Annotated in this window: 24 protein-coding genes and 1 pseudogene; 14 read left to right on the top strand and 11 right to left on the bottom strand. The window is 51.7% G+C overall.

What is annotated here, in order from left to right; genetic code table 11:
• The first annotated feature begins 54 nt into the window (after positions 1 to 54).
• Positions 55 to 504, top strand: coding sequence for a MarR family winged helix-turn-helix transcriptional regulator (locus tag ACIP66_RS03355; RefSeq protein WP_400645406.1), 450 nt, complete (start codon positions 55 to 57; stop codon positions 502 to 504).
• A 30-nt stretch (positions 505 to 534) separates the two neighbouring features.
• Here the strand turns inward: ACIP66_RS03355 and ACIP66_RS03350 are convergent, their stop codons facing one another.
• On the bottom strand, positions 535 to 1,314 hold the full coding sequence (locus ACIP66_RS03350; protein WP_400645404.1) for an ABC transporter ATP-binding protein: 780 nt from the start codon (positions 1,312 to 1,314) through the stop codon (positions 535 to 537).
• A gap of 53 nt (positions 1,315 to 1,367) precedes the next feature.
• On the bottom strand, positions 1,368 to 2,747 hold the full coding sequence (locus ACIP66_RS03345; RefSeq protein WP_400645401.1) for an outer membrane beta-barrel protein: 1,380 nt from the start codon (positions 2,745 to 2,747) through the stop codon (positions 1,368 to 1,370).
• Positions 2,748 to 4,088: 1,341 nt separating this feature from the next.
• Between ACIP66_RS03345 and ACIP66_RS03340 the strand changes: the two genes are divergently transcribed.
• Both ACIP66_RS03340 and ACIP66_RS03335 read left to right on the top strand, forming a co-directional pair.
• Positions 4,089 to 5,498, top strand: a complete 1,410-nt coding sequence (locus tag ACIP66_RS03340; protein WP_400645398.1) for a tyrosine-type recombinase/integrase — start codon at positions 4,089 to 4,091, stop codon at positions 5,496 to 5,498.
• 885 nt (positions 5,499 to 6,383) lie between these two features.
• The gene (locus tag ACIP66_RS03335) at positions 6,384 to 8,654 is read left to right on the top strand and encodes a hypothetical protein (protein ID WP_400645395.1); all 2,271 of its coding nucleotides are present in this window, start codon (positions 6,384 to 6,386) and stop codon (positions 8,652 to 8,654) included.
• A gap of 30 nt (positions 8,655 to 8,684) precedes the next feature.
• On the opposite strand, the gene ACIP66_RS03330 is transcribed toward ACIP66_RS03335, so the two are convergent.
• The 3 genes from ACIP66_RS03330 to ACIP66_RS03320 form a co-directional block, all read right to left on the bottom strand.
• Positions 8,685 to 9,524, bottom strand: coding sequence for an abortive infection family protein (locus tag ACIP66_RS03330; protein WP_400645392.1), 840 nt, complete (start codon positions 9,522 to 9,524; stop codon positions 8,685 to 8,687).
• Positions 9,525 to 9,815: 291 nt separating this feature from the next.
• Positions 9,816 to 10,613 (bottom strand): pentapeptide repeat-containing protein, encoded by a 798-nt coding sequence (locus ACIP66_RS03325; protein WP_400645389.1) that lies wholly within the window; start codon positions 10,611 to 10,613, stop codon positions 9,816 to 9,818.
• 510 nt (positions 10,614 to 11,123) lie between these two features.
• Positions 11,124 to 11,675, bottom strand: a complete 552-nt coding sequence (locus ACIP66_RS03320; RefSeq protein WP_400645386.1) for a hypothetical protein — start codon at positions 11,673 to 11,675, stop codon at positions 11,124 to 11,126.
• Positions 11,676 to 11,831: 156 nt separating this feature from the next.
• On the opposite strand from ACIP66_RS03320, the gene ACIP66_RS03315 reads away from it, so the two are divergent.
• Positions 11,832 to 12,815, top strand: a complete 984-nt coding sequence (locus tag ACIP66_RS03315; RefSeq protein ID WP_400645384.1) for a ParA family protein — start codon at positions 11,832 to 11,834, stop codon at positions 12,813 to 12,815.
• Positions 12,816 to 13,107: 292 nt separating this feature from the next.
• A complete protein-coding gene (locus ACIP66_RS03310) occupies positions 13,108 to 13,392 on the top strand; it encodes a hypothetical protein (protein ID WP_400645381.1) in 285 nt (94 codons plus the stop codon).
• Between the two features lie 113 nt (positions 13,393 to 13,505).
• Here the strand turns inward: ACIP66_RS03310 and ACIP66_RS03305 are convergent, their stop codons facing one another.
• Positions 13,506 to 15,728, bottom strand: a complete 2,223-nt coding sequence (locus ACIP66_RS03305) for a hypothetical protein (protein ID WP_400645378.1) — start codon at positions 15,726 to 15,728, stop codon at positions 13,506 to 13,508.
• Positions 15,729 to 15,937: 209 nt separating this feature from the next.
• Here ACIP66_RS03305 and ACIP66_RS03300 point away from each other — a divergent pair, with 209 nt between their 5' ends.
• The 5 genes from ACIP66_RS03300 to greB all read left to right on the top strand — a co-directional run bounded on the left by ACIP66_RS03300 (position 15,938) and on the right by greB (position 20,063).
• The gene (locus tag ACIP66_RS03300; RefSeq protein WP_400645375.1) at positions 15,938 to 16,147 is read left to right on the top strand and encodes a hypothetical protein; all 210 of its coding nucleotides are present in this window, start codon (positions 15,938 to 15,940) and stop codon (positions 16,145 to 16,147) included.
• 233 nt (positions 16,148 to 16,380) lie between these two features.
• The gene (locus tag ACIP66_RS03295; RefSeq protein ID WP_400645373.1) at positions 16,381 to 17,304 is read left to right on the top strand and encodes a hypothetical protein; all 924 of its coding nucleotides are present in this window, start codon (positions 16,381 to 16,383) and stop codon (positions 17,302 to 17,304) included.
• A gap of 4 nt (positions 17,305 to 17,308) precedes the next feature.
• The gene (locus tag ACIP66_RS03290; RefSeq protein WP_256579890.1) at positions 17,309 to 18,460 is read left to right on the top strand and encodes a hypothetical protein; all 1,152 of its coding nucleotides are present in this window, start codon (positions 17,309 to 17,311) and stop codon (positions 18,458 to 18,460) included.
• 197 nt (positions 18,461 to 18,657) lie between these two features.
• Positions 18,658 to 19,356: a hypothetical protein gene (locus ACIP66_RS03285; RefSeq protein ID WP_400645370.1), complete on the top strand. Its 699-nt coding sequence runs from the start codon at positions 18,658 to 18,660 to the stop codon at positions 19,354 to 19,356.
• Positions 19,357 to 19,550: 194 nt separating this feature from the next.
• Positions 19,551 to 20,063 carry a transcription elongation factor GreB gene (gene greB / locus ACIP66_RS03280; protein ID WP_095048474.1) on the top strand — a complete coding sequence of 171 codons (513 nt, stop codon included), beginning with the start codon at positions 19,551 to 19,553 and terminating at the stop codon, positions 20,061 to 20,063.
• Positions 20,064 to 20,170: 107 nt separating this feature from the next.
• Here the strand turns inward: greB and ACIP66_RS03275 are convergent, their stop codons facing one another.
• Together ACIP66_RS03275 and ACIP66_RS03270 are read right to left on the bottom strand one after the other, a co-directional pair.
• The gene (locus ACIP66_RS03275) at positions 20,171 to 20,617 is read right to left on the bottom strand and encodes a hypothetical protein (protein WP_400645367.1); all 447 of its coding nucleotides are present in this window, start codon (positions 20,615 to 20,617) and stop codon (positions 20,171 to 20,173) included.
• Between the two features lie 96 nt (positions 20,618 to 20,713).
• Positions 20,714 to 21,022, bottom strand: a complete 309-nt coding sequence (locus ACIP66_RS03270; RefSeq protein WP_400645365.1) for a helix-turn-helix domain-containing protein — start codon at positions 21,020 to 21,022, stop codon at positions 20,714 to 20,716.
• Between the two features lie 123 nt (positions 21,023 to 21,145).
• Here ACIP66_RS03270 and ACIP66_RS03265 point away from each other — a divergent pair, with 123 nt between their 5' ends.
• Positions 21,146 to 21,664 (top strand): hypothetical protein, encoded by a 519-nt coding sequence (locus ACIP66_RS03265; RefSeq protein WP_400645362.1) that lies wholly within the window; start codon positions 21,146 to 21,148, stop codon positions 21,662 to 21,664.
• A 189-nt stretch (positions 21,665 to 21,853) separates the two neighbouring features.
• Here ACIP66_RS03265 and ACIP66_RS03260 read toward each other — a convergent pair.
• From ACIP66_RS03260 to ACIP66_RS03250, 3 genes and pseudogenes are all read right to left on the bottom strand, one after another.
• Positions 21,854 to 22,380, bottom strand: a pseudogene (locus tag ACIP66_RS03260) (AraC family ligand binding domain-containing protein); the annotation flags it as partial.
• A gap of 198 nt (positions 22,381 to 22,578) precedes the next feature.
• The gene (locus ACIP66_RS03255; RefSeq protein ID WP_400645360.1) at positions 22,579 to 23,154 is read right to left on the bottom strand and encodes an HD domain-containing protein; all 576 of its coding nucleotides are present in this window, start codon (positions 23,152 to 23,154) and stop codon (positions 22,579 to 22,581) included.
• Positions 23,155 to 23,261: 107 nt separating this feature from the next.
• Positions 23,262 to 23,819: a helix-turn-helix domain-containing protein gene (locus tag ACIP66_RS03250; RefSeq protein WP_400645357.1), complete on the bottom strand. Its 558-nt coding sequence runs from the start codon at positions 23,817 to 23,819 to the stop codon at positions 23,262 to 23,264.
• Between the two features lie 396 nt (positions 23,820 to 24,215).
• Here ACIP66_RS03250 and ACIP66_RS03245 point away from each other — a divergent pair, with 396 nt between their 5' ends.
• The 3 genes from ACIP66_RS03245 (at position 24,216) to ACIP66_RS03235 (ending at position 26,239) form a co-directional block, all read left to right on the top strand.
• Entirely contained in the window at positions 24,216 to 25,040 is an 825-nt protein-coding gene (locus tag ACIP66_RS03245) for an AraC family transcriptional regulator (protein ID WP_400645354.1), read from the top strand.
• A 72-nt stretch (positions 25,041 to 25,112) separates the two neighbouring features.
• Positions 25,113 to 25,499, top strand: a complete 387-nt coding sequence (locus ACIP66_RS03240; protein WP_400645352.1) for a cupin domain-containing protein — start codon at positions 25,113 to 25,115, stop codon at positions 25,497 to 25,499.
• A gap of 197 nt (positions 25,500 to 25,696) precedes the next feature.
• On the top strand, positions 25,697 to 26,239 hold the full coding sequence (locus ACIP66_RS03235) for an adenylate kinase (protein ID WP_192564976.1): 543 nt from the start codon (positions 25,697 to 25,699) through the stop codon (positions 26,237 to 26,239).
• The last annotated feature ends 135 nt before the right edge of the window (positions 26,240 to 26,374 follow it).

Here is a 26,374-nt window from a genome sequence, read left to right as displayed (position 1 = left end):
CGCGGCGGGAAAATCCACAACGATCTGCCCATGCATTGAAAGAGGAGGGAGCACATGGCCAATTTTTCAGCCGCCAGTTTCAAAACAGTCCACCTCGGAATATTGCTAGGGCAGACTGCCGCACTTAAAGACCGGCTGCTGGATCGACATCTGATGCCACTCGGCATAACTGCTGCACAGCTCAAAGTGCTGAGGATTGTAGGTCGTGGCGATGACACTGCGGTCGCGTTGTGTCGACACCTTTCCATTCACAGCGCCTCGATGACGCGAATGCTCGATCGCCTTGAGCGCAAAGGTCTGATCGTGCGTAGTCAGGACGATCAGGATCGACGTCAGGTGCGGCTAGTGTTGACCGATAAAGGTGAAACACTGAGATTGATGTTCCCGCCGATGGAGGCCGCTGCAATGAATGAATTTACGGAGTGCCTCACCACGGAGGAGCTTAAGTGTCTAATGAGGCTACTGGGGAAAATGCTGTCAGATACCCCCTCTGTGCAATCATGAGCATGACCACGTATCGACTACTCCAGTTCGCTACATTGGATGGTTCCAGCACCGATACCAGCCGTTTTTTTTGATGACCTGCAATGATGTCTGAAACAAATTCGACAGGTTTTCACTCGTCAGTATTTCGGTTTTTCGGCCGTCAGCGATCACTCGGCCCTTATCGATCAATACCACACGGTCGATTTCGGGAATGATTTCATCAACATGGTGGGTGGTGAGTACTAAAGCACGCCCCTCGCTACAGAAGGCGCGCAACAAACCGAGCATGGCACTGGCGCCGCCCATGTCTAAACCATTGGCGGGCTCATCAAAAATCAGTGCCTGCGGTTCATGGACCATCGCACGGGCTAACAGCAATCTGCGTTGCTGCCCGGTTGACAGACGTTGGAACATGCTCGATTCATGGTGGGACATTTGCAGTCTTGCCAACATTTCTCGTGCTTTTTCGATTTGCTGAATGGTTGCTTGCAAATGTTCATGACTGCCGATGGCGCCGAAGAAGCCTGAGACAACCACTCCTAATGCCGTGGTGTAGGGCGTGTAGTTTTCTTGAAGGTCCTGCGAAACGAAGCCGATTTTGTCGCGCAACTGCGTGAGGTGAATCGCCTCGTCCCCAAACAGTTTTATGTAGCTGTCATTTTGCGCCACCGGATAAAGTTCGCGGTTAATCAGCTTCAACAGGGTACTTTTGCCAGCACCGTTGGGGCCGAGAATGGCTACGCGCTCTGTCGGCGCAATTTTCAGCGACAGTTGGTCAAGTACTTTGGTTTGTTGCTGAAAAGCAGTGACTCGATGAAATTCGATCATGAATAACTCTGCGGGGGCGTTGGGTGGCCGGGCCTAAGCCCAGCCACCGCAGGTTAGAAATAAATAAGTGCCTCGACCAATCCGGTCAGTTGCGTACGATCACGTCCTGCGCCGAACGGGTGATCGTCGGCATTGCCATCGAACGTGTCGTAGCGCACTTCCGGTCGCAGAGAGATGTTTTTGTTCAGGTCGTAGCGTAAGCCAGCAGTGACCGCGTTGAAATTTCCGCGTGCAGTAGTGGTCGGGAGCAGGATAAAACCATCGGGATCGGCAAAGTGCTCGGCGCGCACGGAATAGGACAGATCCGCACGCTGCTGATAGGTGAGCACGGCGTTGGCGCCCCACCAGTGAGCACCATCAAAACCAGGCCCGGTGATGACATCGACGGTAGAAGCCTTGCCGTCGCCAGCCTGGTGACCGTAAACGACTTCCGCACCCATTGACCAGTGGGTGTCGAATCGATGCCAGCCATTGAGGGAATGCTGTTGTTTGAGTTGTCCACTCGCTGACACCAGTCGCGAAGTTGGTGCCTGTACGTCGCTATAGCTGTCGTTCTGTTCATCGCCAACAATGAATTCGTAGTCAATCCAGGTTTGCATATCGGCAGTGCGCCAACGCAGCGCGCCCATCAGCGACTTTTTGTCGTTGTTGTCACGTAGGTTGTTCCAGCCTTGCACAACGCCTAGCTCGGCGCCGACGATGGCCGACTTTCCGTTGTACAGGCGTGTGCCCAAAGTGACACCGGCAACGGTGCCTGGCTCGCTGACGAATGCGTAGGTTTTACTGGCGAATTGGTTGCGTGCTTCGCGCAAGTTCGGTGGGATTTCATAACCCAATGCAGGCCCAAAGAGCCCGGCCATGGCGGTTATACCGGGGCCATAGGGCAAGTACGCAGTGGCGGCCAAGTTGGGCAATGCGAGGAATTTCTGTTTGTCGCGTTGGGCTTTTGCCAGATCATCATCGCCCGGAGAGTTCACATCCCAATGCGCATCCCAGCCCAGGGTACGGGCGAACTGGGCATTGCGCCCATAGAGCATTTCGAAAGTAAAACCAAACGATGCTTCGGTAGGTGACGGGCCGGGCAGGGGAGTGACCCTTGGCACCATATTGCCTTTTAACGCCTTGTCGATGAACAGGTGCAAACTGCCCCATTCCAGGCCTTCATCGGCATATCCAGTCAGCGGCAAATTGCTCAAGCCGTGTTCGCGTTCGTCGTGTGTCGAGCGGTTATTACGGACATAGGCGATGTCCAGCAGGTTGGACACCTGAATGCCATAGTCCTTTTCAAGCGTGTCGCCAAACAGGCTGCGAAAGAGTGTGCCTTCACCTGTTTCATACGTTTCGGCGGCGTGTGTATTGAGCGTCGCAAAGGCGGCCAGAACCGCACCAAGCGCTTTATCGAAGCCGTGATGCAGAGAGCTAGTGAACAGCATTCCGTAATACATGATTTAACATAATATACATTACACGTAACAAAGTATTACGAGGTTGGGGTGGTTGCGCACAGCATTTCAATCTCCTGCATCGCTCTCAGAACCTCTTTCCCTAAAGCCTTTAGCAACCCGTTGAAATTCACCTCACTTGTGGCCCTCCCTTAAAGATGGCGCCTAAGGTGGCGCCTAGCGTTTCCACCTCGAAAGCCTCGCAATCCGGGGCTTCGCAAGCAATCAACCCCCTCGGCAATCTCCATTTCAGTGTTTTTTAATTCTGGCAGCATCGGCCATAACGCATGGTTTGGTCATTTTTTTGTGGGATCGAGACCGCGTATGCCGAGCAAAAAGGCTTCCATGCGTCCTGTTAAGCGTTCATTTCGACCAGGCTCGTTCAGTGCAACAAAGCGCCAGGATGCGAGACCTCTTTTAAAAATGGCTGAACCCTTTAAAAGTGACCACGCCTGTAGCCCAATGAATGCAACGGTTTGCGATTTGCTGAGAGCTGAGACGCGCTCCAAACACGTGACTAGCCGCATAGGCTCAATCGCTCACCGTCAGATCGTTTCAGTTTCATCCGCCGGTGCACGATTATCTACAAAAGGTCGAATATCAAGGACAAAAATTGGGAGCCATGCCGAGGTGATGTGAACCTCGCCCTCGGCGTGAAGACTCAGCCTGGTTGCGGACTAACTCCGTCATCGTGCGTAGCGTAGATAGATGTTGGAGCGCGTGACCAATATGTCAGCTTAGGAGAGATTCAAGCGCCTAGAACAGCGCTATTTACGCGGAAGGAGACTATCTAAAGGTGGCTTAAATGCTGAAGCTTCGAAGAAGCTTCATTATAAATCACTAATGGTTTTGGATTTCAATAGTCTTTTTCATTAACTGATAACTGGTCGTTTTCAAGGAGCCCTGCACGTTCAAAACATTAACTTTTAAAAATGGCCGAAACTTTTAAAAATGATCAAGCCCGCTAAATATGGCGAAAAACTGCTGTACCTCCGTATTTTCGCAGCTGTACGACTAAACACTTTTAAAAATGCTCGAATCTTTTAAAAGTGACCTCCTAGGTCACGTCTTTCGTGAAGGCCAGCCCACCCATCTGAAGTAGCAGTGGCGCCTCTCAAGATCTGGACGGTTCAAGTGCTGATCCCTTACGGTTTGGGGCGTGCAGCCGTTCGGTCGAAATTTCCTAATTCACATTCGACCATAACTCTCAATATATAACTAAAGCGTAGTTAGTTGCCTCGCTGCCAGTGAAACTTTCCAAGAGCGTACTTGCAAAGCCAAGCTTGCTGTGTATAACCTACATGACTTCGATCAAATGGTAAGGGCTAGGTGATGAGTGATTCATCCAGGCAGACGGACGCGCTCGCCTCGAAAAAACGAAATAGTAAGTCCCCTACTTCCGATAACTCCCAGAATCGGAAGTCTGCAATCCAGCATTCAAAGAAGGATAGCGAGATGCCGAGCCCGCATCCGCTGTTCAACACCTATAAAGAATTCATCAATCACACTAGCGATGAACCCGACCCGAGCCTACCGCTTGTGATGAACTATCTGGCGAACTTTGATGCGCAGCTAAAACCCATGAACGGTTTCGAAGCTGTCAGTGGTTTTCTGCGTTCATACTCCAACGTCGAGGCGACATTCGTTTCGTATCGCACCCATGCGGAGCGCCTGCTGCTTTGGGCATTGTTGATCAGAAAGAAGCCCATCATGGAGCTGCGTCGCGCAGACGCCGAAGCTTTCTTGGAGTTCTGCATGAGTCCACCTATGGACTGGCTTGGCCCCGTGACACGCAGCAGGTTTCTAATCGTGGCGTCCGACAAAGATTCAGGGCTGTGCCCAAATCCACGCTGGCGCCCATTCTCGGTGAAGACAGCGAATCGCACGCTTGATGCCGCTGATCATGACGGCCCGGGTACCCGTGCTCCGTACCAGCCATCCCGAGGGAGTATTTCCCAGGTTTTTTCGGTTTGCAGCAGCTTGTACGAATACGGTCTTGATGAGGGCCTGACGTCTGCGAATCCCTTCAGGTCGATCAAACAGAAATCGCGCTTCAAAGCGTCGCGCTCCATGGAGCAAACCGGACGCGCCCTTACGCCTCTTCAATGGGACTTCGTGCTGACCACCGCTGAAAAAATGGCAGCAACGGCTCCTGAGCGAAATGAACGCACACTGTTCATTGCCGCGACGTTATTCTCGATGTACCTACGCGTTTCAGATGTCTGTGGTCGGGTGAATTGGCAGCCCACGATGGGCTCATTCAAGGCAGATCATGAAGGCAACTGGTGGTTCCACCTCATTGGTAAGGGTGACAAAGCCGCCAAGGTAGCGGTTAGGCCGGAATACATTGATCGGTACCTAAAGCGCTACCGGCGCTTCATGGGGCTGTCTGAACTGCCACTACCTAATGAGCAGACCCCTCTGATTGCGACCTTGAATGGTCGTCCAGGGTTATCCACACGAATGGTTCATTCGATAATCCAGGAACTGTTCAACCGAGCCGTTGATGAGATGGTGAGCGAAGGTCGTCAGTCTGGCGAGATCGAGGCTCTGCAACTGGCCTCCACTCACTGGCTAAGGCATACAGCTGCGACACTTGATGCCCCCTGGCGAGACGCCAAGGACTTACAGATGGATCTACGTCACAACAACTTGGCCACTACGCAGGATATCTACTACAGCAGCTACGAAGACAAACGTTCGTACTCGCTTAGAAAATTGGGATTGAAAAATCGCGACTGAAGTTCAGAGTTAACTGGTAGAGAAAACATGGAATCAATACCCCGCCTTGATTCGAGACGCTACAAAAATTGTACTGCTAGACCCAAGGTCGTCATTGCTTGGCGTGATTAGGATTTTGTAGGCATACCCTATCCTTTCACGGATGTTATCCCTAAAAGGCCTGTTTAACTAAACTAAATAAACATTTAGTTTAGTTAAATGCTTTATCGCCTTTAGACATGCACTTATTAATATTTTTTTCCCTTAACGAGTCCACCCTCTTCATCATCCTGATCTTCGGGGCACAGCTCAGCACCTGTCTTAACAACCGATAGCGTTGCGAATTTGGCCAAGAGCCCCATGCGCAAGCCGCTGCGCCTTCAACGCGGTGGCTTCCACACCGGGCTGTTATCCGCTCCCAGCGCGGTGATCTGATCAGAGCACCCAAAATCCTCTCCAATTTAACCATACAAGGCCTACGTTTCAGCATGGACTGCGCAGTCAGAATGACGTCCGTATAGGTGGTCGAGCCCAGCAGCGCTGCATCCGCAGCATCCCCATCCACCAGCGCCCCGCCACGGGTATGGGTACTCCCCTCCCCTAGAGGCCTTCATAATCAACACGAGCCTGTTCTCATCCAATCCGTTCTGGTCGTCAGCACGCAGCGGCGTCGCAGCGAAAAGCTCTACACCTTCTTTGAGGTCGAATAGGGAAAGCTTGTACCCATCGCCAGTCTGGCTGTTTGCGGTCAAACGAAAGCCCAGGCGTTCGGTTCGGGAATCCTCCTTTCGAGATGTTCGCGGAAAGCATTCCCGCTCACTGCTGTATAAGCGAAAGCTCGCGCCCAACTGAGCAAAAGGCCAGCAGAATGCTATCTTAACAAACTGTCATGGAACGGGTGCCCGAGTGAACGAATACGACTTTTCGCGTCTCAACGACAAAGAGTTTGAAGTGCTGTGCACTGATCTTATCGGCGCCGACAAATGCGTCAGGTTTGAACGATTCAAGCCTGGCCGCGACGGTGGAGTTGATGGGCGGTATTTCACACTGACTGGCACTGAATGGATCTTGCAAGCCAAGCACCGCCCTGGCACTCCATTCCCTCAGCTAGTGACACACCTACGAAACTCCGAGGCGTCAAAGGTTGCTGCACTTAACCCAGAGCGTTACCTTCTAGCGGTTTCGCATTCGCTTACGAGGCTGAACAAGGAAGAACTGGTCGCGGCTCTACGCCCTCGGGCGTCCTGCCCAATCGAAGTCTATGGTCGGGAGGATCTGAACGATCTTCTTGCCAGACATACCGAGGTTGAACGTCGGCACTTTAAGCTATGGATTAGCAGCTCTAATGTTCTGTTCAGCTTGATCAACAACGCCATCAATGGCCGCAGCGAAGCCATGATGAGAGACATCCTAGAGAAGTCAAAAATCTTCGTCCACACCCTCAATTTCGAATCGGCCGTGGACAGACTGAACGAGCTCGCTACCGTTATCATCACGGGCGAACCAGGCATCGGAAAAACAACGCTGGCGGAGCAGCTTATTCTGCTCTACGCGAGTGATGGTTTCGAGCTCACGTGCATTAGTGAGCACATCCAAGAGGCAGAGCAAGCGTACGCGCCTGATCGGCACCAGCTCTATTACTTCGACGATTTCCTAGGACGAAATTACCTCGAAGCGCTGTCAGGTCATGAAGGTAGCCAGATCGTCAACTTTATCAAGCGGGTAAGGCGTGACCGGGCGACGAAGAGATTTGTACTGACGTCGCGTTCCACGATCCTGAATCAAGGACGAATCCTCAATGATGTCTTTGAGCATAACAACGTTCACAGAAATGAAATGGAGATCAAGCTCGACTCGCTTTCAAGCTTGGACAAAGCCCATATCCTCTACAATCACATTTGGCATTCCGGGCTTTCTCCCGAGCACATAGACCAATTTTATATCGAAAAGCGATACCGTCAGGTAATCAACCATCGGAATTTCAATCCGCGGCTTATTCAATTCATCACAGACCCTCAGCGCTTAGACGACGTGGCAGTTGCTGGATATTGGGAATACATTCAGGATCTTTTGGATAACCCAGCAAAAATCTGGGCTCATCCATTTGACGCGCAACTAGACGACTTTGGCCGATTTCTCGTGCTGCTGGTGGCGTTCAATGGCCAGAACATACTGGAGCACGATTTAGCTGCAGCGTATGCCAGCGGTTTGCTCATGCCGGGACACGCTAATTTTGTGGGCAAGCGTGACTTTCACTATGCCATACGCCACTTGTCAAATTCACTAATAACGCGAATCGTGGTAGGCGACAAGGTCTATTACAAGCTGTTCAACCCATCGCTAGGGGACTTTGTGCTGCATCGCTACTCAGGCTTAATAGATTCGCTCGAAAGTGTCTTCAAGAGTCTGCGCAACCTCAGTGCGCTCAACGTGCTGCTGGACATGTCGGTAAACAAGTTGATTGGGCACAACTCAAAAGGCGAAATGCTAATTTCACTTCTCGAACACGAGGAGGCATTGAGTTTTAAAGGTTGTGACCCAGAATATCTTTCGAAACTCTATCTGTGCGCCGTTAGAGTGCACCCTTCTATTGCAGTCGCCCCAATTTCCAGAGCGTCAGGGGAAAGTATTCAGCGTCTAAAGAGAATAGCTCAAGCTCTATTGATCAGCCCCATCACACACAAATTCATAAACAGCTTAAGACTGATAAAAACGTCTTTCGGCTTCGAGTTAATCCCATTGGAAGAGTTGCAAAAATTCGTCTTGGAAGTCATTACCTTTGGTGTCGGGAGTGAGGAGCTGCCAGTATTAGGAGAGCTTGTCGCGGAGCTCGAACTCAACGAGATCCACGACGCCACTGAGCCGTTTTCAACTCTCGCTCACAACTTCATGTACGACGCGCTGGATGACATGTTCGACGATGGGGACGTGTTTACAAACGGTGATGATTATTCTGCTGCATGCAAGCAACTCGAGCATATGATCCAGGATAAGTTTACGAGCTGGCAGATCGCACCAACCAACGCAATGATCGATGAGATCGTGGATGCATTCGATGTCCGTGAGCGGATGAGAAACTACTTTGAGGACGCAGATCAGCACTATATCTCGCATCGAGCTGAGCCGAACCAGCTTGAGACAATGAGTATAGATGACCTCTTTTCCAGGGATCGCTAAAACTTTTTCGAGGTTTGCTTACTAGCTTGGTCAAACAGGCAATTTCGATACTCGCTCGTCCCAGGTCTCAAGCACAAACACGGCGATGGTGTGGGCAGCATGCACAGCTAGCCGAGCATGTCGGGGTTTAAGTTTATAGGGACGTTTCACTGAACCGTGAGCGGAACTGCCGTGTGTGCGCAACGCACCGATGCCATTAACTGTTGCCATGATTCCACTGATGATCTCTTGCAAATCTCGCTCCTCGATAATCGACGCGTCCAGGCCGAGATCGACTTTGACAACCTTCCACACAGCCTGAAGATCCTGTTTAGCAGGCATAGTGAGATGAGAGTGTTCCTCGATATAGATTTTGAAAATGGTTTCGAGAATGTTGCACGCTGCAGACACAGCTTCACGGGGGCTTGCGGTGACGTTTTTCAGAGCTCGCTCGAACTCAAAATCGATGACTTCAAGATTTCGCGCCTTAACCAATTCTGCCAGCGACTTGGTGGCTATCCCCTGGCCTCGATGTAACATCCCTCCAGGGCTGTAAGAGAATCCTGCTCTGGCTAAGCTGTCCTTGATCCTATTTACCCTGGTTTTTTGAGCCTCAATGGCTGCTTCTGGTTGCCAGAAGCTCGTGCTCGGTTCCGGCGGCTCCATGTATTTTTCAATAATGCGCCCAATGACGGAAAGGGAGAGTTCGCCGCATTCCTTGTTGATTCGTCGAAGCCACTCAAGCGCCTTTACAGCCTTGCTTCCGTCAGGTGGATCACCGGGTGCCTCCGCGTACATAAAAAGGTTATCCAGGCTCGCATGCGTTTCCGTCTCGGAAACAGCGTCAGCGATGGCGGCCAGAACATATGCAGGAATGGGAAGCTTATCCATCAGCTAGACATCTCGTAGGGCGTCCCTGCGATTGTAGCTGAGGCTTAGTGAGGTCACTAGCGCAGGCTAACGGCTAGATGTCGACCATCCAGGTATCAGATACACCTCTAAAGTCTGGCTGAGACATATCGGATTTCATTCAACCGAAGATGTGAGCACGCTTTCATGTGAACCAGGCACCCGGCTTAACACCAGGTGCTTGGCTTTATGGCCACGCCCACCTGCACCGATGTACTCCCAATGAGTAATACATCGCTCTATCGCGTTTAGATCAATGTGACGAAGGAGAAACTAGATCATCAAGGCATGCTTATGTCTCATTGAATACTGATCGGTTGGCTTCGAGGAAAGAAATTTCCCATGAGATCCCCCGAAACCACATTCGTTGACGTTGGCCCCACGAAGGTCTGCTCCCTCAAGTTTGCACGAGAAGAAGTCTGAGCTGCGCAGATAGGAACGGCGCATATCGGCGCCGGTGAGATTTGCGCGCGCAAAGTTACCTTCGTACACGTGAATCCCCGGCCAGGTTGAATACAAATCGTCCATGTGCATGAATCGGCAACGCTCCAAGTTAGCCCCCATAAAATTCGTTGCGGATTCTGCCCAAGCCGAGTTGAAGACGCTATTAGGCGCATGCAGGCCCTCGAAACTGAGGCAGTCGAATTCCACAACCGTATACAGATGATTGTACAGCTCTTGGCTGAAGTGGAATTGCTCAAAGGAAACACCACGTTTGCGCGCAACAAACCCAATCGGATGGCATTTATCCGCAGCCTCAACCAGAACCTTCAGTTGAGCTTCGAAGAGCTGTGGTGTGTAGAGAAGCTGTACAGGCTGATCCCAGGCGCCATTTGATAGGTTTTTTTCGTAGTAGGCTACACAAGCCTTACCTTCTTTCGAGACTTCGTTGTAGCCGATTCCCATCTCTCGGGCCGTGATTTGGAGCCAATGGTTCAGTTTGAGCTCACCGGCAGTCTGACGCTTGTACAGAGAGAGCGCGGCTGGGCTAGTCGGCCTAATTGGGAGAGCGGAACGCTGTTTTGCCAGGTATCGAATATGCTGGTGCAGTTGAGATTCAACATGCTTCATGACTATTCCTCGTCAGGTGCTGGCGTCCTAGTCTCCACCACCTGAAAAAGGAATGGTTTTTGGGTATTGCATACAGCGCTGGCGCGATTGCTTCACAGGATCTAGGACTGAAGGCCGCCAGGATGGCCCGTCCGAAATCCTGCTAAAAATCGCTTCAAAAGTCAACAATGCAGCCGCCACGCTGAGCAGGCTATCTATGAACCGTCTCACTTGGGGGGGGCCGCTCTCGTGATGCGAGTAGGCCAATACGTAGACACAGTTCATACTGACGACCAGCTCGTACTCTTCTACCCAAGCTCGGCCTTCGATCGATCCGGTATGAATTTGGAACCCATTGGGTAACAACAGGCCTTAATCGCAAAGGAGCAGTCCTGTTACCAGCTCCGCCGCTCCGAGTCGCACCGCAGATATCCCGTGACACCTTGGGGATTAATCGGATCGAGCTCCCCCGATGGCCTTGGGCTGCTGGTTAGAACGCAGTCCAGGATTGTGGCGCAGGTACGGTAAAAATCATGTGGCTGAGTACGCGATGTGCCTTGCGGTTGGTTCTGCTGTATTCGTAGTGAACGGTACGCCAGTCCGCCCTCCCTCCGCTACATTGGTAGCCTTCGAAAGTTGCTGAAGCGCAGCATGCAGACGATGGTACTCCTCAAACTCTGAAGACAACTTCTGATTGACCAACGCCAAATTCTCTCCATTTGCGTACGTTTCAAGAGTGGTCAGATCGACCTGGCGATCCTCACAAAATCGCTCCAGTAGAATCCAGAACGGCTCCCTGTGATCGATGTGCAAATTCTTTCGATCTGTGATGATCGCCCCGCTCACCGCGCACTTCACCGCCATGCCCAGCGCGTCACGAAATGCGATCATTTGAGAGCGCACAACAAACCTCAATGCCTCACACACCTTGCCATGTGGCGATTGGACGACACCGGTAATGCAGCGTTTGTAGGAGAAACCTTCTTCACTGCCATCGGTGCGAGCGAGTTTGATCCCCCTACAGGAACCTAACCGAATTTGCCGACGTGGTGCTCTCTGATGGTATTCATTGATGGATTCCAAGCTTCCCCCAAATCCGCCATAAAATCCGCAATCACGCTCCCCCCGCTCGCCGGCATCCTCTTAATTCCGCACGGAGCCATCATCGACTAGCAGCATTTGAAATGTTGACCTATGGTCATTTTTTCAAATCATAAAAATGACCAAGGATCATTCATGATGAATGCAGTGTTGCTCAAGCGAGCCATGAAATATCTTGATCTCAGCAGCGTTGCGTTAGCCGAGAAGGTCAGCGGGCTTCGGGAAGACGGCAAACGAACGGCCCCCGAAACGATCAGTCGTTGGCTCAGTGGAACGAGGCCGGTCGACCCTTTCTTGATGGGATGGATCGCCGAGCTGGTGCGCTCAAAGCTGATGACTCAGGATGATGTCAGGGTGCGGCTCCCCAGCGAAGGGCTAGTCATCGCGGTGAGCAATTTGAAAGGCGGTGTAGGCAAGACCACCGTGTCAAGGAACCTCGCCGTCATCGCGAAATCCCTACGCTTGAAGAGCACTTACATCTATGCGGATTACCCTCTATCTGTTCGAGCCGGTAGAGCGACCAAAAATCGACTGGAAGCACTCCGCATTAATTGCCCTGAACTCAGTCTGGATGAGATTTTGGCCTACAAGCCAGCTGCTGGCGAGATAGTAATCGTGGACGTGAGCAACGGCGTCGCTCGTGATTCATTCTTTACCCCGGAAAAATATGAAGACCGGCTTCAGGTGAATCCTACAGGTTTTCTGGGACAGTTCCGGCCCGCCATCTACGTAGTACCTGGCGAGTTCAGCAGCAGCATGGATAACTGGTCTCTCAAGGCTTTCATCGACAGCAATGTATTCCATGCCCCGGTGCAGCTTCTGCACCGCCCATCCTTCATGAGCATGGATTTCGCCAGTACGGCGCGCGCTGATGGCTTTGACGTAACCTCAGGCATGTTCTGCCCCTTCTTCATCCCCCAGTCTGTGTCAGCAAGTGCCGTACTTCCCCAAGCCGCCCTTAGCGATTGGCAAAACCTTGATCAGAAGCACCACCACTACAAGCTGTTTGAGCACCTTCTCGAATTGCTGGGTGGCGAGATAATGGACAGCTTCGATGTGATGCAGAGCGTAAAAACCGCTCCATTGAGCAAGCTACTCGATCTCGCAGAAGATGTTTACTGACGGGCCGACGTCTCGGTAGTTAATCCCGTGACGATACCCGTCTATGCAAAATATTAGCGAACAGAGGTTAGACAGGGTTAAGTGGTGCGGTGAATGACTCGTGACGAAATGAAGGGCAACGAGGTTGAGAATGGATTCTTTAAAAAATCATCACTCACCCAAACGGTTGCCATCAAACGAAAAACGCTTGCCATGAAAGTACATTAGTAAAGAAAGCTCATGATCATATAGCCCCTCCAAAAGGCTTGGCATAGGCTTGCCGGAGCCAACTCGGCTCACCAAGGAGTAATCAATGGCTGTTTTTATGGTGACATGGAATCTCAATAAGGAACGCGGCAATTACGCCCAAGCTCGGCAATCTTTCACCCAGCATTTGAACCGCTATCCAAATGTCAGCGACGCTGGATTGGAGTCTGTTCGATGGCTTGCCAGCAACGCCACGGCCAACCAGATCTCTGACGATCTTCGACTTAAACTTGACCTGAATGACAGCATTTTTGTCACCAAGCTCAACAATGGAGAACACCAAGGGTGGCTCAGCAAGAATGTTTGGGAGTGGATAAACGCGCGGCTTTAGCGTTGACCGAGCCCCCTTCGCGCCTTTCAGCTGCTAGCTTGCAGCCTTAGAGGATGCTCGATGAGCAAATCGCCCGTTGTAGAAGGACGCAGAGCCCAATTAGCTGAGAGTATTCACCCAATGCCCATGCTCCGTTCAGCATAGAAATCTTTGGCCTCCTCCCACGTCATCTTGATGGCGATGTTCCGTGCAGAAGTCTCATCTAGAAGATAAACCTCCACGTCAGGATCGGTGATGGGTGAGAGGAATTTACCGATTCCCATCATCCGACCAGTACCTACCGTACCGTCCTGGTTAAAAATAACTGCAGGGCGATGATCTCCCGATTCGAACAACGCCCTCACCCCAGACTTCAACCACTCCCAATCGACAGTCACGGGAAACGCAGAGCTAACAGTGTGAAGAACGACTGGAATGATTGAGTCGATCCCCTTTACGAGTGTCTCTGGAAACGCTCTGAGAAGCTCAATATCTGAAATCCCATCAAGCACTGCGTGCAAACGCAAGCCGTCGACCTCACCCTGCTCGTTCTCACAAGAAGCCAAATGCGGGGCCAGATATTCCTCGAAATGGCGATATCCCGCAGACTGTAAAAGCTGACCTTGGCTGCCCCTCATCCGCAGAATCGCCCCTTTCAGGATGCGTCGGATTAAAAAGGCGGCTTCGTGAGGTTGATCAGGAGGAGAGCGGTCAATACTTCCCTCCTCGGACAATCTGAACAGCATTGCTTCCCGTAAACCCAGATCAAAACACGCCTGGTGGAACGGATGCCGATCACTGATCAGATCCGTCCGCACCCAATTCGCAAGATCCTCCGTTGCCTGTAGCCTCCTGGATGGATCATTGGACAGCATGGGTATTGGCGTGGCGATTTCTTCCGTCACGTCAGACATCTGCTTCATTTCGATCGCGTATCGAAGCACCTCTAACTGCGCCCACTCAACCATGGGCTCAATTTTCGCGGCATGCTCTTTGTCTGGAGCCGCATTGAAGGCGGCCAAGGCGAGATCACCCAGCGCCCGGCCCACGAGGAAGGCATCACTGCACTTGATTGTCCCCCCTGAAAACGGCACTCCCACCGACAGGTTCTCTACCAATGGCATCGCAACGGCAGGGTCTGTCCAGTCGAGTTGGTTGCGGCTCATACAGGGGATGTACCAGTTCCGGACGGCAGTGTTACAGACGAACTCGCGCGCGTGCTGACCGAGACTACCCCAGAACTCAAACCTGGTAGGCACACCTCTCAAACGATATTGCCGAGCCTTCATTTGCCAACAAAAATCTCCGCTGAACTTAGGCTCAAACTTTTCCTTCAGTATCGGGTAGGCTGCGGTGGCAAGGTCGTAGATTGTGGTAGGCGTCTGACCCGCGATGTCGGCCTTGCGGCTGTCGAGGAACAAAGAAGCCTCAGAAACACGCTGGGGTAAGCCGTGCTCCTTGCACCAGGCGTACATCGAGTAGGGATCGATGGCGCACAGGGTGATGCACCACCGCCCTCGCCCATGGCCATTGACATCCCGCCACAGCATCATGAAACCGTGTGATCCAGCCCGGTCACCTGCACGAGCAATAATATCCATCGCGGTAACCACCAAACGTGGCGGAAATCGCTCGTCAACACCGCTCCCCCCAGCGTTTCCACCATCACTCTCACCATCATCGTAATCGACGATGGCATCAGTCGATTTTTCGTGCAGGTACAGATCGATCGAGGGCAGTGCTTCGGGTGGCAGTCTTACACTACCAGTGAGATGCCATGCTTCAGGCAGATGAGCCTGCAACTCAAATGAGGACTCAGTAGATATCAACTTGAGCGCCAAGCATTGCTTTCCCGACCATGCATTCATGCTACCGACTGCGTGTGTCAGTAGCGTCGACCAATCTGCAGCCACCACGACAAAACAAATATCGAAATTGCCTAGGAATGGGAGCAGGTTCCGCAGTTCCTGTTCATATCCTGCAAGCTCGGTAACGGTCTGCCGCTCGGTCTCACTGGCTCGTTTAACCTCAAAAACCACTAGGGTCTTCGACTCGGGATTGAAACAGAGAATGTCGGGGCGCAGCACTTCACCCTTGGTGAGCGAGATACTGGTGTTGATTGAAATGATCTCCAGCAATCCTAGACGGCCCAGCACATGCCCAGCAGCCTCCGCTGAGGCGCGCCGAGAGATGTAATCGATGCCGAAGGATGGAATGAAAAAATCCTGCCCGATCGCATCCGTGATGGAGGTGATGATTTCCTGGCCTTGAATGTTTTCGAGCAACTGGTCGTTTTCGATAAGCCTTTGCAGCCAGGTCACTACCTCAGACTCAGGAGGCAATTTTGGTTTGGACATGATCCTTCCTTGAGTTTCCGAGTTGCAGGTTTGAGCCATCTGAAAACAATGGTGCAGGAGGCAACTTAGCAACTCAGACTAGGCCGACGACGAATTCATCCTAGCAGAGCCATACCCCAAGCCGGCAAACAGCCAGACGGCTCCCGGCAGATCCTCCGCATTTCAGGTTCGAGATGGAGGCCTCTCACTCACCGTTCAAGGTCATGGTCATGGAACTCGTCACCCTAAACCACACCACGCCGAATTTAATTGGATCTGTAAATGCGTCGGACTTGGAGGTCATCGAGAGCGCAAATTCATCACAAAGGCCGCCGATTCAGACGTTCCCGACCCTCAAAATTGCTGACCGCTACTTCCAGCTTGAAGAGGATGAGACCAAAGGAAGCACATTTTTTCACCCAGACACTGAAGCCGAATAGATAAACAAAATGAATGACTCAGAGCCCGGATAACTGTCGATGCACAGTAACTGACAGGCCTTCCAGCAAAATACCGTACGGTATGCTGTTTATCAGTTGAATATTCAGCAATCCGCAGTACACGACGCTGTACTTCAGTTTTGTGGACAAAGTGCCACTAGACATCGCCGCTCAGACTCCGTAGCGTTGGGCTCACATTGGGTTGATGCGTCTCGGCTTATAAAGGACTTGTGATGGGCGAATGGTCAAAGAAATTGGGTGAACGTGGGGAACACGTTGTAGAGACTCTGCTGAACCTAATCGGATGGAAAGCGGCACTCAAAGGAACAAGCATCGACTGCGTCAAGCCAAAGCCACACAGCATGTCCGAGAACCCGAGGCAGACGCATGGGGCGGACTTCATCTTCAGCTGCCTGTCCCCCCTTGAAGATGGCGTGCTCAAGCACATGGTCATTTCGTCCAAGTTTTCGAGTGTGCCCTATCCCACCTCACCGGGAACCAAATTCAAAGAACACTTCGTCGACCTGGCAACAACAGTCGAATGCTTTAATCGCTCGACAGTTAAAAAGTCCATCAATTCGGGCTACAACGGTGCAAGCTCCCAAGCAATCGCAGGCGTCCTTTTTTGGCTTAGCGCAAAATCAGATGCCGAGGCAGATGTGGTCAGTTTGGTCGCAGGTTCGCGCAAGCTGGATGACTCCAACTATGGAACCATCTATGTGATCGACAACTACCGCGCGAGCTTCCTGTTCGACACCATCACTTACGTTAGAAACACTTTCGGAGGTGAGAACGTGAGCTTCCTGTATCCCTCAACAGGGAAGAATGTCAGCCCCATCCAGAGGCTGACTAACGGCCCAATTTTACCTCCCGAATACCTCAACAGCGGACTCATACCTTTCTTTGTTCAGGAGTATGGCAAGAAGCATCTGGTCATCTGCTGCCAGGATGGTTTCAGCGAGGAAGCGGTGAAACGCATGATCGGATTTTCAATGGCGATCGCCCTTGAGTTTCCGCATAAGGTCACGCTTGCCTTCCCTGACTTCAACTACGTTGAACACGAGGAAATCGCAAATATTGCCAAGTTGGCGATCGCGAACAAAGAATTCGCCTCCATAGTAGATGTGGAGTCTTACCAGGCAGATTTCAGAGGTTGATACAGTGAGTAATCAGAATATTGACTCGATCCTGCCGCAAGGCGAAGCCCTGCGCACCTACCTAGCCCAACCCTACATCGGCGCAGCTGATATTAAGACAGTACTTAAAAGTCGTGGTGTCTTCATCAACAGTCAGGAAAAGGAACAGTCTATCCCTGCTCTGACTTTGTCCCTGATCAGGCCTAGCGAATTCTCACAGCTACAGCTTGCCTATACGACGAAGGAAGACAATCCGAAAATCACCACTCAAACGATCAGGTGGCAAGGACAAGACACGCTGCTCGACTCGGTTCCCGATTCGATCGATGTAAACAAGCTACTTGACCTCGACTTCGTGAATTTCAAGGTACTGGGCACGCCTGGTTTCTATCCCGTCAACAAAGACCTCGACACCATCCGGATGGATTACCTTTTGGAGCGAATTGATCGATCCAAAAGCTGGGCGGATTCGCACAAGACCTTCAAGGGGTCAATCGAGATCAAGAAAAACAAGGCTCAGGATGAACTGATTCTGATCAGCACGCATAGCGCCCCTGAGACAAGAACCACGAATAAAGCGATGTCTAAGCACTTGGTCTCACACTTCAAATCAGTCAAGCAAATCGACGAGAGCGAGACAGTCACAGCCATACGCTTCTGCGATTTCACCAATGAAAACAGATTCAAATATCTTTTGGGTCTGACTCAGCACAGCAAGTTGGTGGCGATCTCGTTTATCGAAATCGTAGACATTGGTATAGCGCCTGATCCCGACAATCTACTTCCAACCGATTTGGGCTGGATGAAAGAGAAAATTCGCAACTTGGATCTGAAGGGGTTCAGCTTGGAACATTCGGACTTTCTCTCAAACGCGTCCTATCGCCCGAGCCTGTTTTTGCATCGCCTAGACGCGAAATTTCGCTTCAGCACCTCGGGCCTCGATGGCCACTGCGTTATTTCCCTTGGTTTCCCAGAATTCTCTGCCGGCCAGAACAAGGACAGCGAAATCGAGCTACGGATCAAGCAGATCACCTTCGACAACACAGGCAAGTCGATTGACAAAAACGATGCGAAAGAGACGATCCTGAAGGAGCTGGAGTCAGAGAAAATCGAAACATTCAAGACGCTCTCGATTCCTGGTAAACCAGTAACACCCAAGCCGCTGTCACCTGCTTAGCAGAAGAGCGACTCAGCGCCATTCGAATCCGGAGAGGCGCTACGGATGTTGGATAAAGCGAGCGTAAGAACCTGGCAATACCGAATATGCCATCGTCCAATACCTCGATACTCGCCATCAGAAGATGACTAAGCACACTGGCGCTACGGCGACTCATCAACCTCAGGGCCCATCCCGACGAAGGAACAGATATCTAGATGTTTGAAAGCCTACGCCGCAAGAAAAATTTGAACACCCTCATTGAAAGAAACTTCAAGGAATTACCGGGCTACGGAGTGCCGTCCGTTGATGACCTGCGCTTTGAAGCTATCGAGTTCGAAAAATCCATTGTTAGCTATGTCCACCGAAAGTCAGGTGCTGCCCCCCAAAAGCCACTCGGATACATCGTTCAGAAAATGCTGGGGGATTACCCCCTGCTTCCTGAAATCCCGGAGTATTGGCCTGAGTTTGTAGAAGAAGCCAAGAAGCTAAAAGACTTTAGGAATAACGTTATCCACTCTGATTTCATCGGACTTCCACCTCTTGAAGAGCTTTACGAAAAATTCAAAAGAGCGAATGAGGTTTTGAGACCCTTCGGGATATGTAGTGCCAACCGGGACAGGTTCACTGATATCCGGTGGCGTGGTGACACCCTGCTTTTGAAAATCGATGAGCATCGATATGAACTGGAAGTGGATGACATCAAAAACCTGATGATGGAACTTCATCCTGCAAGCAGAGGTGAAGTGCACTTTCTCAAGGGCAAGCTCGTCGTCAGCAAGGTGCTTGATTACCACTACGAAAGGATCACCTATTTCATCGAGAGCTATGACCAATTTGAACTGAGCCTTGAAGAGTCCGTGGTACTGGAAGATTTGTTGAGTAGCCTCCTGGGCCAGCATTTTTACAGCCAGTAATTAGCTCAAATACTCAACATCCGTTGGGCTCCCCCGAGTGCTTCCCCCTCGGGTACGAACGCTCACTCTCGCATGTTAGTCTCTGTCTATGTGCGCTGCTACAAGCTCATCAATCCGCAAGAAGATCTGATCCTCGCTTACGGCAATCTGCTTCGCCCCCTTGAGCATGAATAACTTTTCAACAGGAGGCCGTTTTGGCCACAAACATCATTACTCGCGGTGGCCACGACGCCTTAAGAGCAGAGCTTGATCATCTGTGGCGTGTATATCGCCCGGAAATAACCCAGAAAGTCGCTTGGGCGGCATCGCTGGGAGACCGCAGCGAAAACGCGGACTACCAGTACAACAAAAAACTGCTGCGCGAGATTGATCGAAGGGTCAGGTATTTGCGTAAGCGATTGGAGGACGTGAAGGTTGTCGACTATTCCCCCGAGCAAGAGGGTAAGGTTTTCTTTGGGGCTTGGGTCGAAGTTGAGAATGACGATGGAGACGTAAAAAAATTTCGGATCGTGGGCTATGACGAAATTTATGGCCGCAACGATTACATTTCGATCGATTCACCTATGGCTCGGGCCCTACTCAAGAAAGAGGAAGGCGACGAAGCAACGGTACATACTCCAACCGGCGAAACCTCTTGGTATATCAAGAGCATCTCCTACCATGACCCAGCAGAAGATCAGACTTCGGCTTCGTCGGTTCAAAAATGACGAAATATCATGGCATCGAGCAGCGAGCTGATGCTGCAAACATTGCTGATAGGCTTATCTGAGCGGCGGGCAATCAACGACGAGAAAGCCAACCGCTTGATGAGCAACTATTTGGCGGTGAGGAAGCTTTTTAGTAAATCGAAAAAGCTCCCCGACACCATCACGCCTAACAGCATTTCCTTCTTCTCGGCGAAAACGCTCCATTCAGTCAGACCTAGCCCAACTCCCAACAAAATGGTTGTCATCAACATGTAACGCCAGGTAGGGGCAAAAATTCTGATCAGTTGGGGCAATGAGGTGTGCTTCACGAACTCATGAGCATGCTTGTTGTACTCACGCCCCACGATGCAAGCAAGGACGAGCAGAGCTCCCGCCAATCCTAGCGCTAGAGGCTGTGTAAGCGGCACGAAGAAAAGCGCCCCACATCCCACGAACAAACCACTACCCACTATCGCAAGCTTGCGACTGTACTCTTTGGCAGTCTTATATCCGGCCCCCGGCAATTGGGGGTCGAATCCGGGCTGCTTCAGTATCCTCATTTCCCAGTAACTCATGCTTGTCTCCCACCTACTTTGTCACGTTCTGGTCTACTCATACGTTACTTGTGCTGTCGGGAAAAGCTTCTTCAGTCTTCTGTTTGGGCATGTATATCACCCACCCAATGCCAGCCGCTCAACCCAATCAACCACATCCTTGCGATCCTCCGCTTTCAACAAATGAAAGCACTGCAGCAGATGCGCCGTCTCATCGTCCTCGCAGTAAAAATACGCCACCGGCAGATTCATGACTGCAGCGATCTGCTTCACGATGCTTTCACCAGGCTGGTGGACGCCCTTTTCGTACTGAGACATCCGCGCGGAAGCCGTGGCCGGATCAATGCCCGCGTCAATCCCCAAACGCTCCTGTGAATAGCCTCTTAGCATGCGCGCCTCTTTCAAACGCTTGCCGAACGTGCCCATTTTCTCATCGCCGAAAGGCTAAGAGATTCTTAGATTCGCTTTGACGACATACTAAGTATTCCTTAGTATTCGGTAGAAATATCCTTTTGCCATCACTCAGCGACGCAAGGACAGGGACTCAAGATGAAGGAAATGCAGATCGTAGATGGCCGGCTCGATGAGAAATCGCGCGGCTTCGGCGGCGACATGGTGAGCTATCATTTTTGGAAAATTGACGGCAAAAAACTAGAACCGATCGAAATCCCGGATGCCCTGGACGCTCACGTCAGGGCGGGGGATCGGGTTCGAGTGACGACACAGTTGGGTAAGGACAAGGTCAACAGAATCTGGGCGATTCAGGTGGCAGGAGAGCCTGTTCGTTCGGTGGTCTCAATCCCCTTCATTGGCGTCTCCCTAGGGAGGCTCAGTATCTTTCCGTTAACGGTTGCGATCTTTACTATTTTCGTTGCCTATGGTTTCTGGGAAAACAGCGCCAACCACCGAAGCTTTCACGGTTCGTCCTACCAGCTAGCCTGGATCGCACTCAATTTGTTCGTCAGCTACCGCTACATGATTAAGCCTGTATTGGTCATCACGCGCGGCATCAAGGCGTTTCGTGAATATTGCGCCAAAACATCAGCTTCCACCTCGCCGGCCAATTGAAAAGCGCTAGCAGCAAAAAGAAGCCAGGGAGCAAAAAGCTAACAACATTGAGCAGATCCAACGCCAAGCCGCGCTCGTGTTTGGCAACAAAGAGAAGCCATCCCTTGGCTTTCTCTGCCCAAAAAAAGAATCGATGGATCAACATCATTGGACACGCCAAAGGCGTAACCGGCTGGCATCACGTGATGCAATGTTTGAGTACAGATGTTCGAGGATGAATGCTCGGACACGCCCGGCTGCGTGGTGATCTAGATGCTTGCATCTGCGGTGATTTCCCCCGACGGTGTGCAACGAAATTGCCAAGTCGTTCGCCGCGTCCTGTTCCTCCAGGGGCTCCAGGAAATGGTTCACCGGTTGCACGAATGCTTCACTGGCGTGGTCTCGAAAAGTCCCCCGCGATAAAAGGCAGGGGTTCTCCTCCCAAAACGTTTTGGGATTAACGCCGGATCAACTTAGGTCATTCGATGACGAAAGCCAGCATAGGTGTCCGCCGTACCGTCGTGAAGTTCGTCGGGGTGACGCAGGGTCACCGGGTCGCAGCGATTGCGTGATGCTATGTGTGCCCGCCAACGTGCGACCGATTGAGTAAGTGTCCTGTCGATGCGGATCATAGCCGTGGCTGCCGAACCACGCTTCGATACGTTCAATCCCCCCGGATCGACACTGCGGAATATCCAGTCGGTATTGGCGCGTTGGCCTTCTTCTGATCCATGAATGCATTTCCCTAATTCCGCGCGGGGTCGAAGAGCTGTCTATCGGGATATCAGCACGGTTATTTAAACTTCAGCCTTTGAATGCTTTCGGCCATAAGCAGTCATTCCCTATTACGTGGTTTCCAGTCCCGCCAAGGAAGCCTGTCAGGGACACTCGACGTCCGCGTCACTCACACCGGGGAGTCAATGCTGTGGGCTTGTCTATTTCGGATTCACAAGCATATTTTCTTTGGTTTCTATGTCGATGATATTGCGAAGAGTCTCAAATAGAGGGGTGGCATCTGTGTATTTTTTTCCATAGGCGAGATTGAATTTGTAATCGAAGTCCGGTGGATTTTTGCCTTGGTTATGCTGGAGCATCGTCTCCAGCTTATCCAGCGCCTTGACGGCTACTGCCTCTGGCGAAAGAACATTTTCATAGTCATCCCAAAGAGCCAATATCTCTGATTTTATTGACTCATCCAGGGCAGCGGTTAAAAGCAAGAGGTCGTTTCTTTCCTGCTCGCTTTTGTTGGGGAACGAGTCTTTATTGACGGCGGGGATGTCTCCGCTAATAGCCTCTCCCAAGTCGTGAATAACACACATCTTAAGCATCTTTAGCATGTCGAGTCCGATTAAGTAATCCTCGAAGACGATGGCCATCAGGCAAAGGCGCCAGCTATGCTCTGCGGTGCTTTCAGTGCGGCCTGAAGAGGTGTGCGCACTTCTGAGTACATCCTTGAGCTTTTCCGTCTCGCGCAGAAATTCGAGACGTCCTTTAATTTTTTCTATGTCCATAAAATTCTCTGACTTAGCCGGCGGACAGAATGCTGCTCACCGCGTTCACATCAGACTAAATCTCAACGTGTGCAGCGTCCACGCATAAAATATGCAGGTCGAAGCGTTTAGAGCGATTCAATCAAGCGTGCTGCTGTTCCGTCTGAAAGGAGGATACGTGTCCAGCGGCACAGGCTTTGGTTGATCGGAACGATGGGCGAATTGTTGTTGCCCGTTAGAAACTCCAGCGCTGGTGGTGCGAAGGCTTCCCGCCAACCCAATTCATCCAGCGCCAATTCCTTGGTAATGATATTTGGCGTAGCGAATCTCCAAAGCGAACAGCCCATCAGTTCACTGATCGGACTCGCGAACTGGGCTGCCCGCGAAGAAGAGCAAGCAAGCAACCGGTGCGTCAAATCACACATGAGATGAACGGGTTGCGAGCTATCACGAACTATTCGGGCCAGCGCTTGATCAGCGGCTGTGGTAAGACGAGCGGCCAGCAACTCCTCAAGCTTTTTATTCGCATAGGAGTCCAACTCCAATACGCCACTCTCCCAGCGAGAGATAGTCGATTGCGTGACTCCAAACAACTCTGCGGCATGGGATTGTTTGACCCGATGTAACAGACGCCATCGCCTGAGCATGACACCAGGCAACGCAGTTTTTAGCAACATATCGGGCATTTGGAGTTACAGGAAAAGTGGAAGTCCTGGCAAGTTTGATCTGCGCGAGACCTGCATGCAAATTGACTCGATAGCCGGAAGTTGAATTGGCTTGCCGGCAGACAATGTCATCTGCGGAGCTGCTTGTCACTCTCTTTGAAATGACTGCTGCTGGTCGTCAGCTGCCCTTCATGAGGGGCTGCAAGCGTTCACGCTCACTATGAGTAGGGAGATTAAGTGGCCTCGCATTAAACTGACCGGTAATGGCCGATTTTCTGCCCCTCATGACAGACCGCAGCCGGCCAATAGCTTACTTGGATGCAAAAACAGTCAAAAACAGCCGTCTGAATAACCGTACTTGTATATTCCCGACAGGCAGATTCCACTACCCCTGCGAGAACACGGAGAAGTACATTCTTGAATCAGAAAAATTGCCAACGTGCCAACGCCGACTGGGTAATCCGCAGTGTTCAACCTGGTGGGATCGAACGTATCGAAGCGTGGTTCGGTAGCCATGGCTACGATCCGCATCGACACGACACCTACTCGATTGGTCGTACATTGGCGGGCGTACAGAGCTTTCACTATGCAGGGTCGCTGCGCCACGGTGTTCCCGGCAATACGCTCGTGCTTCACCCTGACGAACTTCACGACGGTATGGCTGGCACCGATGCTGGATTTCGTTATCGAATGGCCTACGTTGATCCGGCATTAATCCAGAACGTTTTGGGCGGAGAACCGCTGCCCTTTATCACGGGGGGGCTTTCGAGCGATCCGCGTCTGTACCACGCCAGTGAAGTATTCGTGCAAGCGGTGAACCATCCACTGGAACCTCTGGAGGAACAGGACGCGCTGTATGACTTGGCGATTGCGTTGCGTGCGGTCGGGGGCAAGCCGCGAGGGCGCAAGCGTCTGGATTACCGCGCAGCCGAGCGTGCCAGAGCATTCATTCTCGAACACTTGCACTCATGCATTACGCTGGAAATGCTGGAGAATGCCAGCGGGCGTGAGCGCTGGAGCCTGTCACGCGACTTCCGGACGCTTTACGGTACGAGTCCTTACCGGTTTGTCACCCTACGCCGTCTGGATCAGTTCCGTGCATTGGTGCTGGACGGTTTCACCTTGGTAGATGCCGCTCTTGCTGCGGGTTTCCACGATCAAAGTCATATGACGCGACATTTTACGCGGTGCTACGGTGCCCCACCCATGCGTTGGCTGGAACGATTGCGGGCCGCACGCTGACTTGCAGGATCGTACAAGAGCGCCCGACTCATGGCTCGATAGGCTGACGACTCCAACGATAGAGGAACCGTCATGTCTGAATCACGTCACCCACAAGTATCACTCCCGGTAAACCTGGTGAATAAGGCTTCGCTAATCGAACAACAATGGAGCCCCAGGGTTGTTGCGGAAATGAATGACTACCAGTTTAAAGTTGTGCGAATCGAAGGAGAGTTCATCTGGCATTCACACCCCGAGACCGACGAGGCATTTCTTGTACTGGAAGGCACCTTGCGCATCGACCTGCCGGATGGCTGCGTCCATGTAAGTCCGGGCGAACTCTACGTGGTGCCTCGCGGCGTCGAACATAGAACTGCTGCACAAGGTGAAGCAAAACTGATGATGATCGAGCCTCGAGGCATTTTGAACACGGGCCATGAAGATGGCGAAAGAACTGCCTTAAACGATGTCTGGATATAGTTCAGCGCCTTCGTGCGTGATGCCGACGCTGGCCGAACGCAGGTGATCGCGGATGACTGCTTTTTGCCGATAGCTGCCGTTCCTAACGACAGCTACCGGCCAGAAGCAGTCATTTGCAGCCCAGAAAAAAGTGAGACCCAATCGAGTAAGGGATATATTGCCTGCCTCGAAACAGACTTGTATTCATGGAGGAAAAATTGCGGATTTACATTACAGGTGCTTCGTGTGCGGGCGTGACTACTTTGGGTCAAAACGTCGCAACTCTGCTCGGTGTACGCCAGGTCGATGTCGATGATTACTTTTGGATGCCCACTGACCCTCCTTTTACGACCAAGCGAACTCCCAGTGAGCGCGTGTCATTGATCCAGCAAAAGTTCGGTGATGACGATTGGGTGTTGACCGGTTCTTGCATGGTCTGGGGAGAAGCGCTGATTACCCATGTCGATCTGATTGTTTTCGTTGTAACTCCAACACCCACTCGCCTAGAACGGCTGGCCGCCCGTGAAAAGGAGCGTTTTGGAGATCGGATAGCACCGGGCGGTGACATGCATGAGATACATGTAGCCTTTCGGGAATGGGCTTCGCAGTATGACGATCCGAACTTTTCAGGACGCAACCGGGCGTGGCACGAGGCGTGGCTATCAGAGCAGACCGCTCCGGTCTTACGGATTGACGGGATGAACAGTGCTGAAAAGATGGTTGCGGATGTCATTCATGCTTTGTCGCAAGTAGCGCAATAGCTCGAGACCGGAGCGGCTGAGGCACGACTCAACACGCTTTAGTAATGCCCGCTTCGGGTCGATACCTGCCATCTTTGATCGTCTGCTTTTGGCCGATAGCTGCCACTCACGACCGACCGCTTTCGGCGAGAAGCG

The organism is Pseudomonas sp. NPDC088429 (genome assembly GCF_044753305.1).
In the GTDB taxonomy this organism is placed as follows: Bacteria; Pseudomonadota; Gammaproteobacteria; order Pseudomonadales; family Pseudomonadaceae; genus Aquipseudomonas; species Aquipseudomonas rustica.
The sequence above is the reverse complement of the archived record's forward strand: the minus strand, read 5'-3'. Positions and strand labels throughout refer to the sequence as shown.

Excerpts from the sequence above, each read along its gene's own strand:
- ACIP66_RS03240 (WP_400645352.1), top strand. The coding sequence starts at position 25,113 with ATGTCTGAATCACGTCACCCACAAGTATCACTCCCGGTAAACCTGGTG.
- ACIP66_RS03300 (WP_400645375.1), top strand. The coding sequence starts at position 15,938 with ATGGAACTCGTCACCCTAAACCACACCACGCCGAATTTAATTGGATCT.
- ACIP66_RS03355 (WP_400645406.1), top strand. The coding sequence starts at position 55 with ATGGCCAATTTTTCAGCCGCCAGTTTCAAAACAGTCCACCTCGGAATA.
- ACIP66_RS03265 (WP_400645362.1), top strand. The coding sequence starts at position 21,146 with ATGAAGGAAATGCAGATCGTAGATGGCCGGCTCGATGAGAAATCGCGC.
- ACIP66_RS03340 (WP_400645398.1), top strand. The coding sequence starts at position 4,089 with ATGAGTGATTCATCCAGGCAGACGGACGCGCTCGCCTCGAAAAAACGA.
- ACIP66_RS03325 (WP_400645389.1), bottom strand. The coding sequence starts at position 10,613 with ATGAAGCATGTTGAATCTCAACTGCACCAGCATATTCGATACCTGGCA.
- ACIP66_RS03315 (WP_400645384.1), top strand. The coding sequence starts at position 11,832 with ATGAATGCAGTGTTGCTCAAGCGAGCCATGAAATATCTTGATCTCAGC.
- ACIP66_RS03250 (WP_400645357.1), bottom strand. The coding sequence starts at position 23,819 with ATGCCCGATATGTTGCTAAAAACTGCGTTGCCTGGTGTCATGCTCAGG.
- ACIP66_RS03275 (WP_400645367.1), bottom strand. The coding sequence starts at position 20,617 with ATGAGTTACTGGGAAATGAGGATACTGAAGCAGCCCGGATTCGACCCC.
- ACIP66_RS03305 (WP_400645378.1), bottom strand. The coding sequence starts at position 15,728 with ATGTCCAAACCAAAATTGCCTCCTGAGTCTGAGGTAGTGACCTGGCTG.
- ACIP66_RS03295 (WP_400645373.1), top strand. The coding sequence starts at position 16,381 with ATGGGCGAATGGTCAAAGAAATTGGGTGAACGTGGGGAACACGTTGTA.
- ACIP66_RS03350 (WP_400645404.1), bottom strand. The coding sequence starts at position 1,314 with ATGATCGAATTTCATCGAGTCACTGCTTTTCAGCAACAAACCAAAGTA.
- ACIP66_RS03255 (WP_400645360.1), bottom strand. The coding sequence starts at position 23,154 with ATGGACATAGAAAAAATTAAAGGACGTCTCGAATTTCTGCGCGAGACG.
- ACIP66_RS03310 (WP_400645381.1), top strand. The coding sequence starts at position 13,108 with ATGGCTGTTTTTATGGTGACATGGAATCTCAATAAGGAACGCGGCAAT.
- ACIP66_RS03285 (WP_400645370.1), top strand. The coding sequence starts at position 18,658 with ATGTTTGAAAGCCTACGCCGCAAGAAAAATTTGAACACCCTCATTGAA.
- ACIP66_RS03330 (WP_400645392.1), bottom strand. The coding sequence starts at position 9,524 with ATGGATAAGCTTCCCATTCCTGCATATGTTCTGGCCGCCATCGCTGAC.
- ACIP66_RS03270 (WP_400645365.1), bottom strand. The coding sequence starts at position 21,022 with ATGGGCACGTTCGGCAAGCGTTTGAAAGAGGCGCGCATGCTAAGAGGC.
- ACIP66_RS03345 (WP_400645401.1), bottom strand. The coding sequence starts at position 2,747 with ATGCTGTTCACTAGCTCTCTGCATCACGGCTTCGATAAAGCGCTTGGT.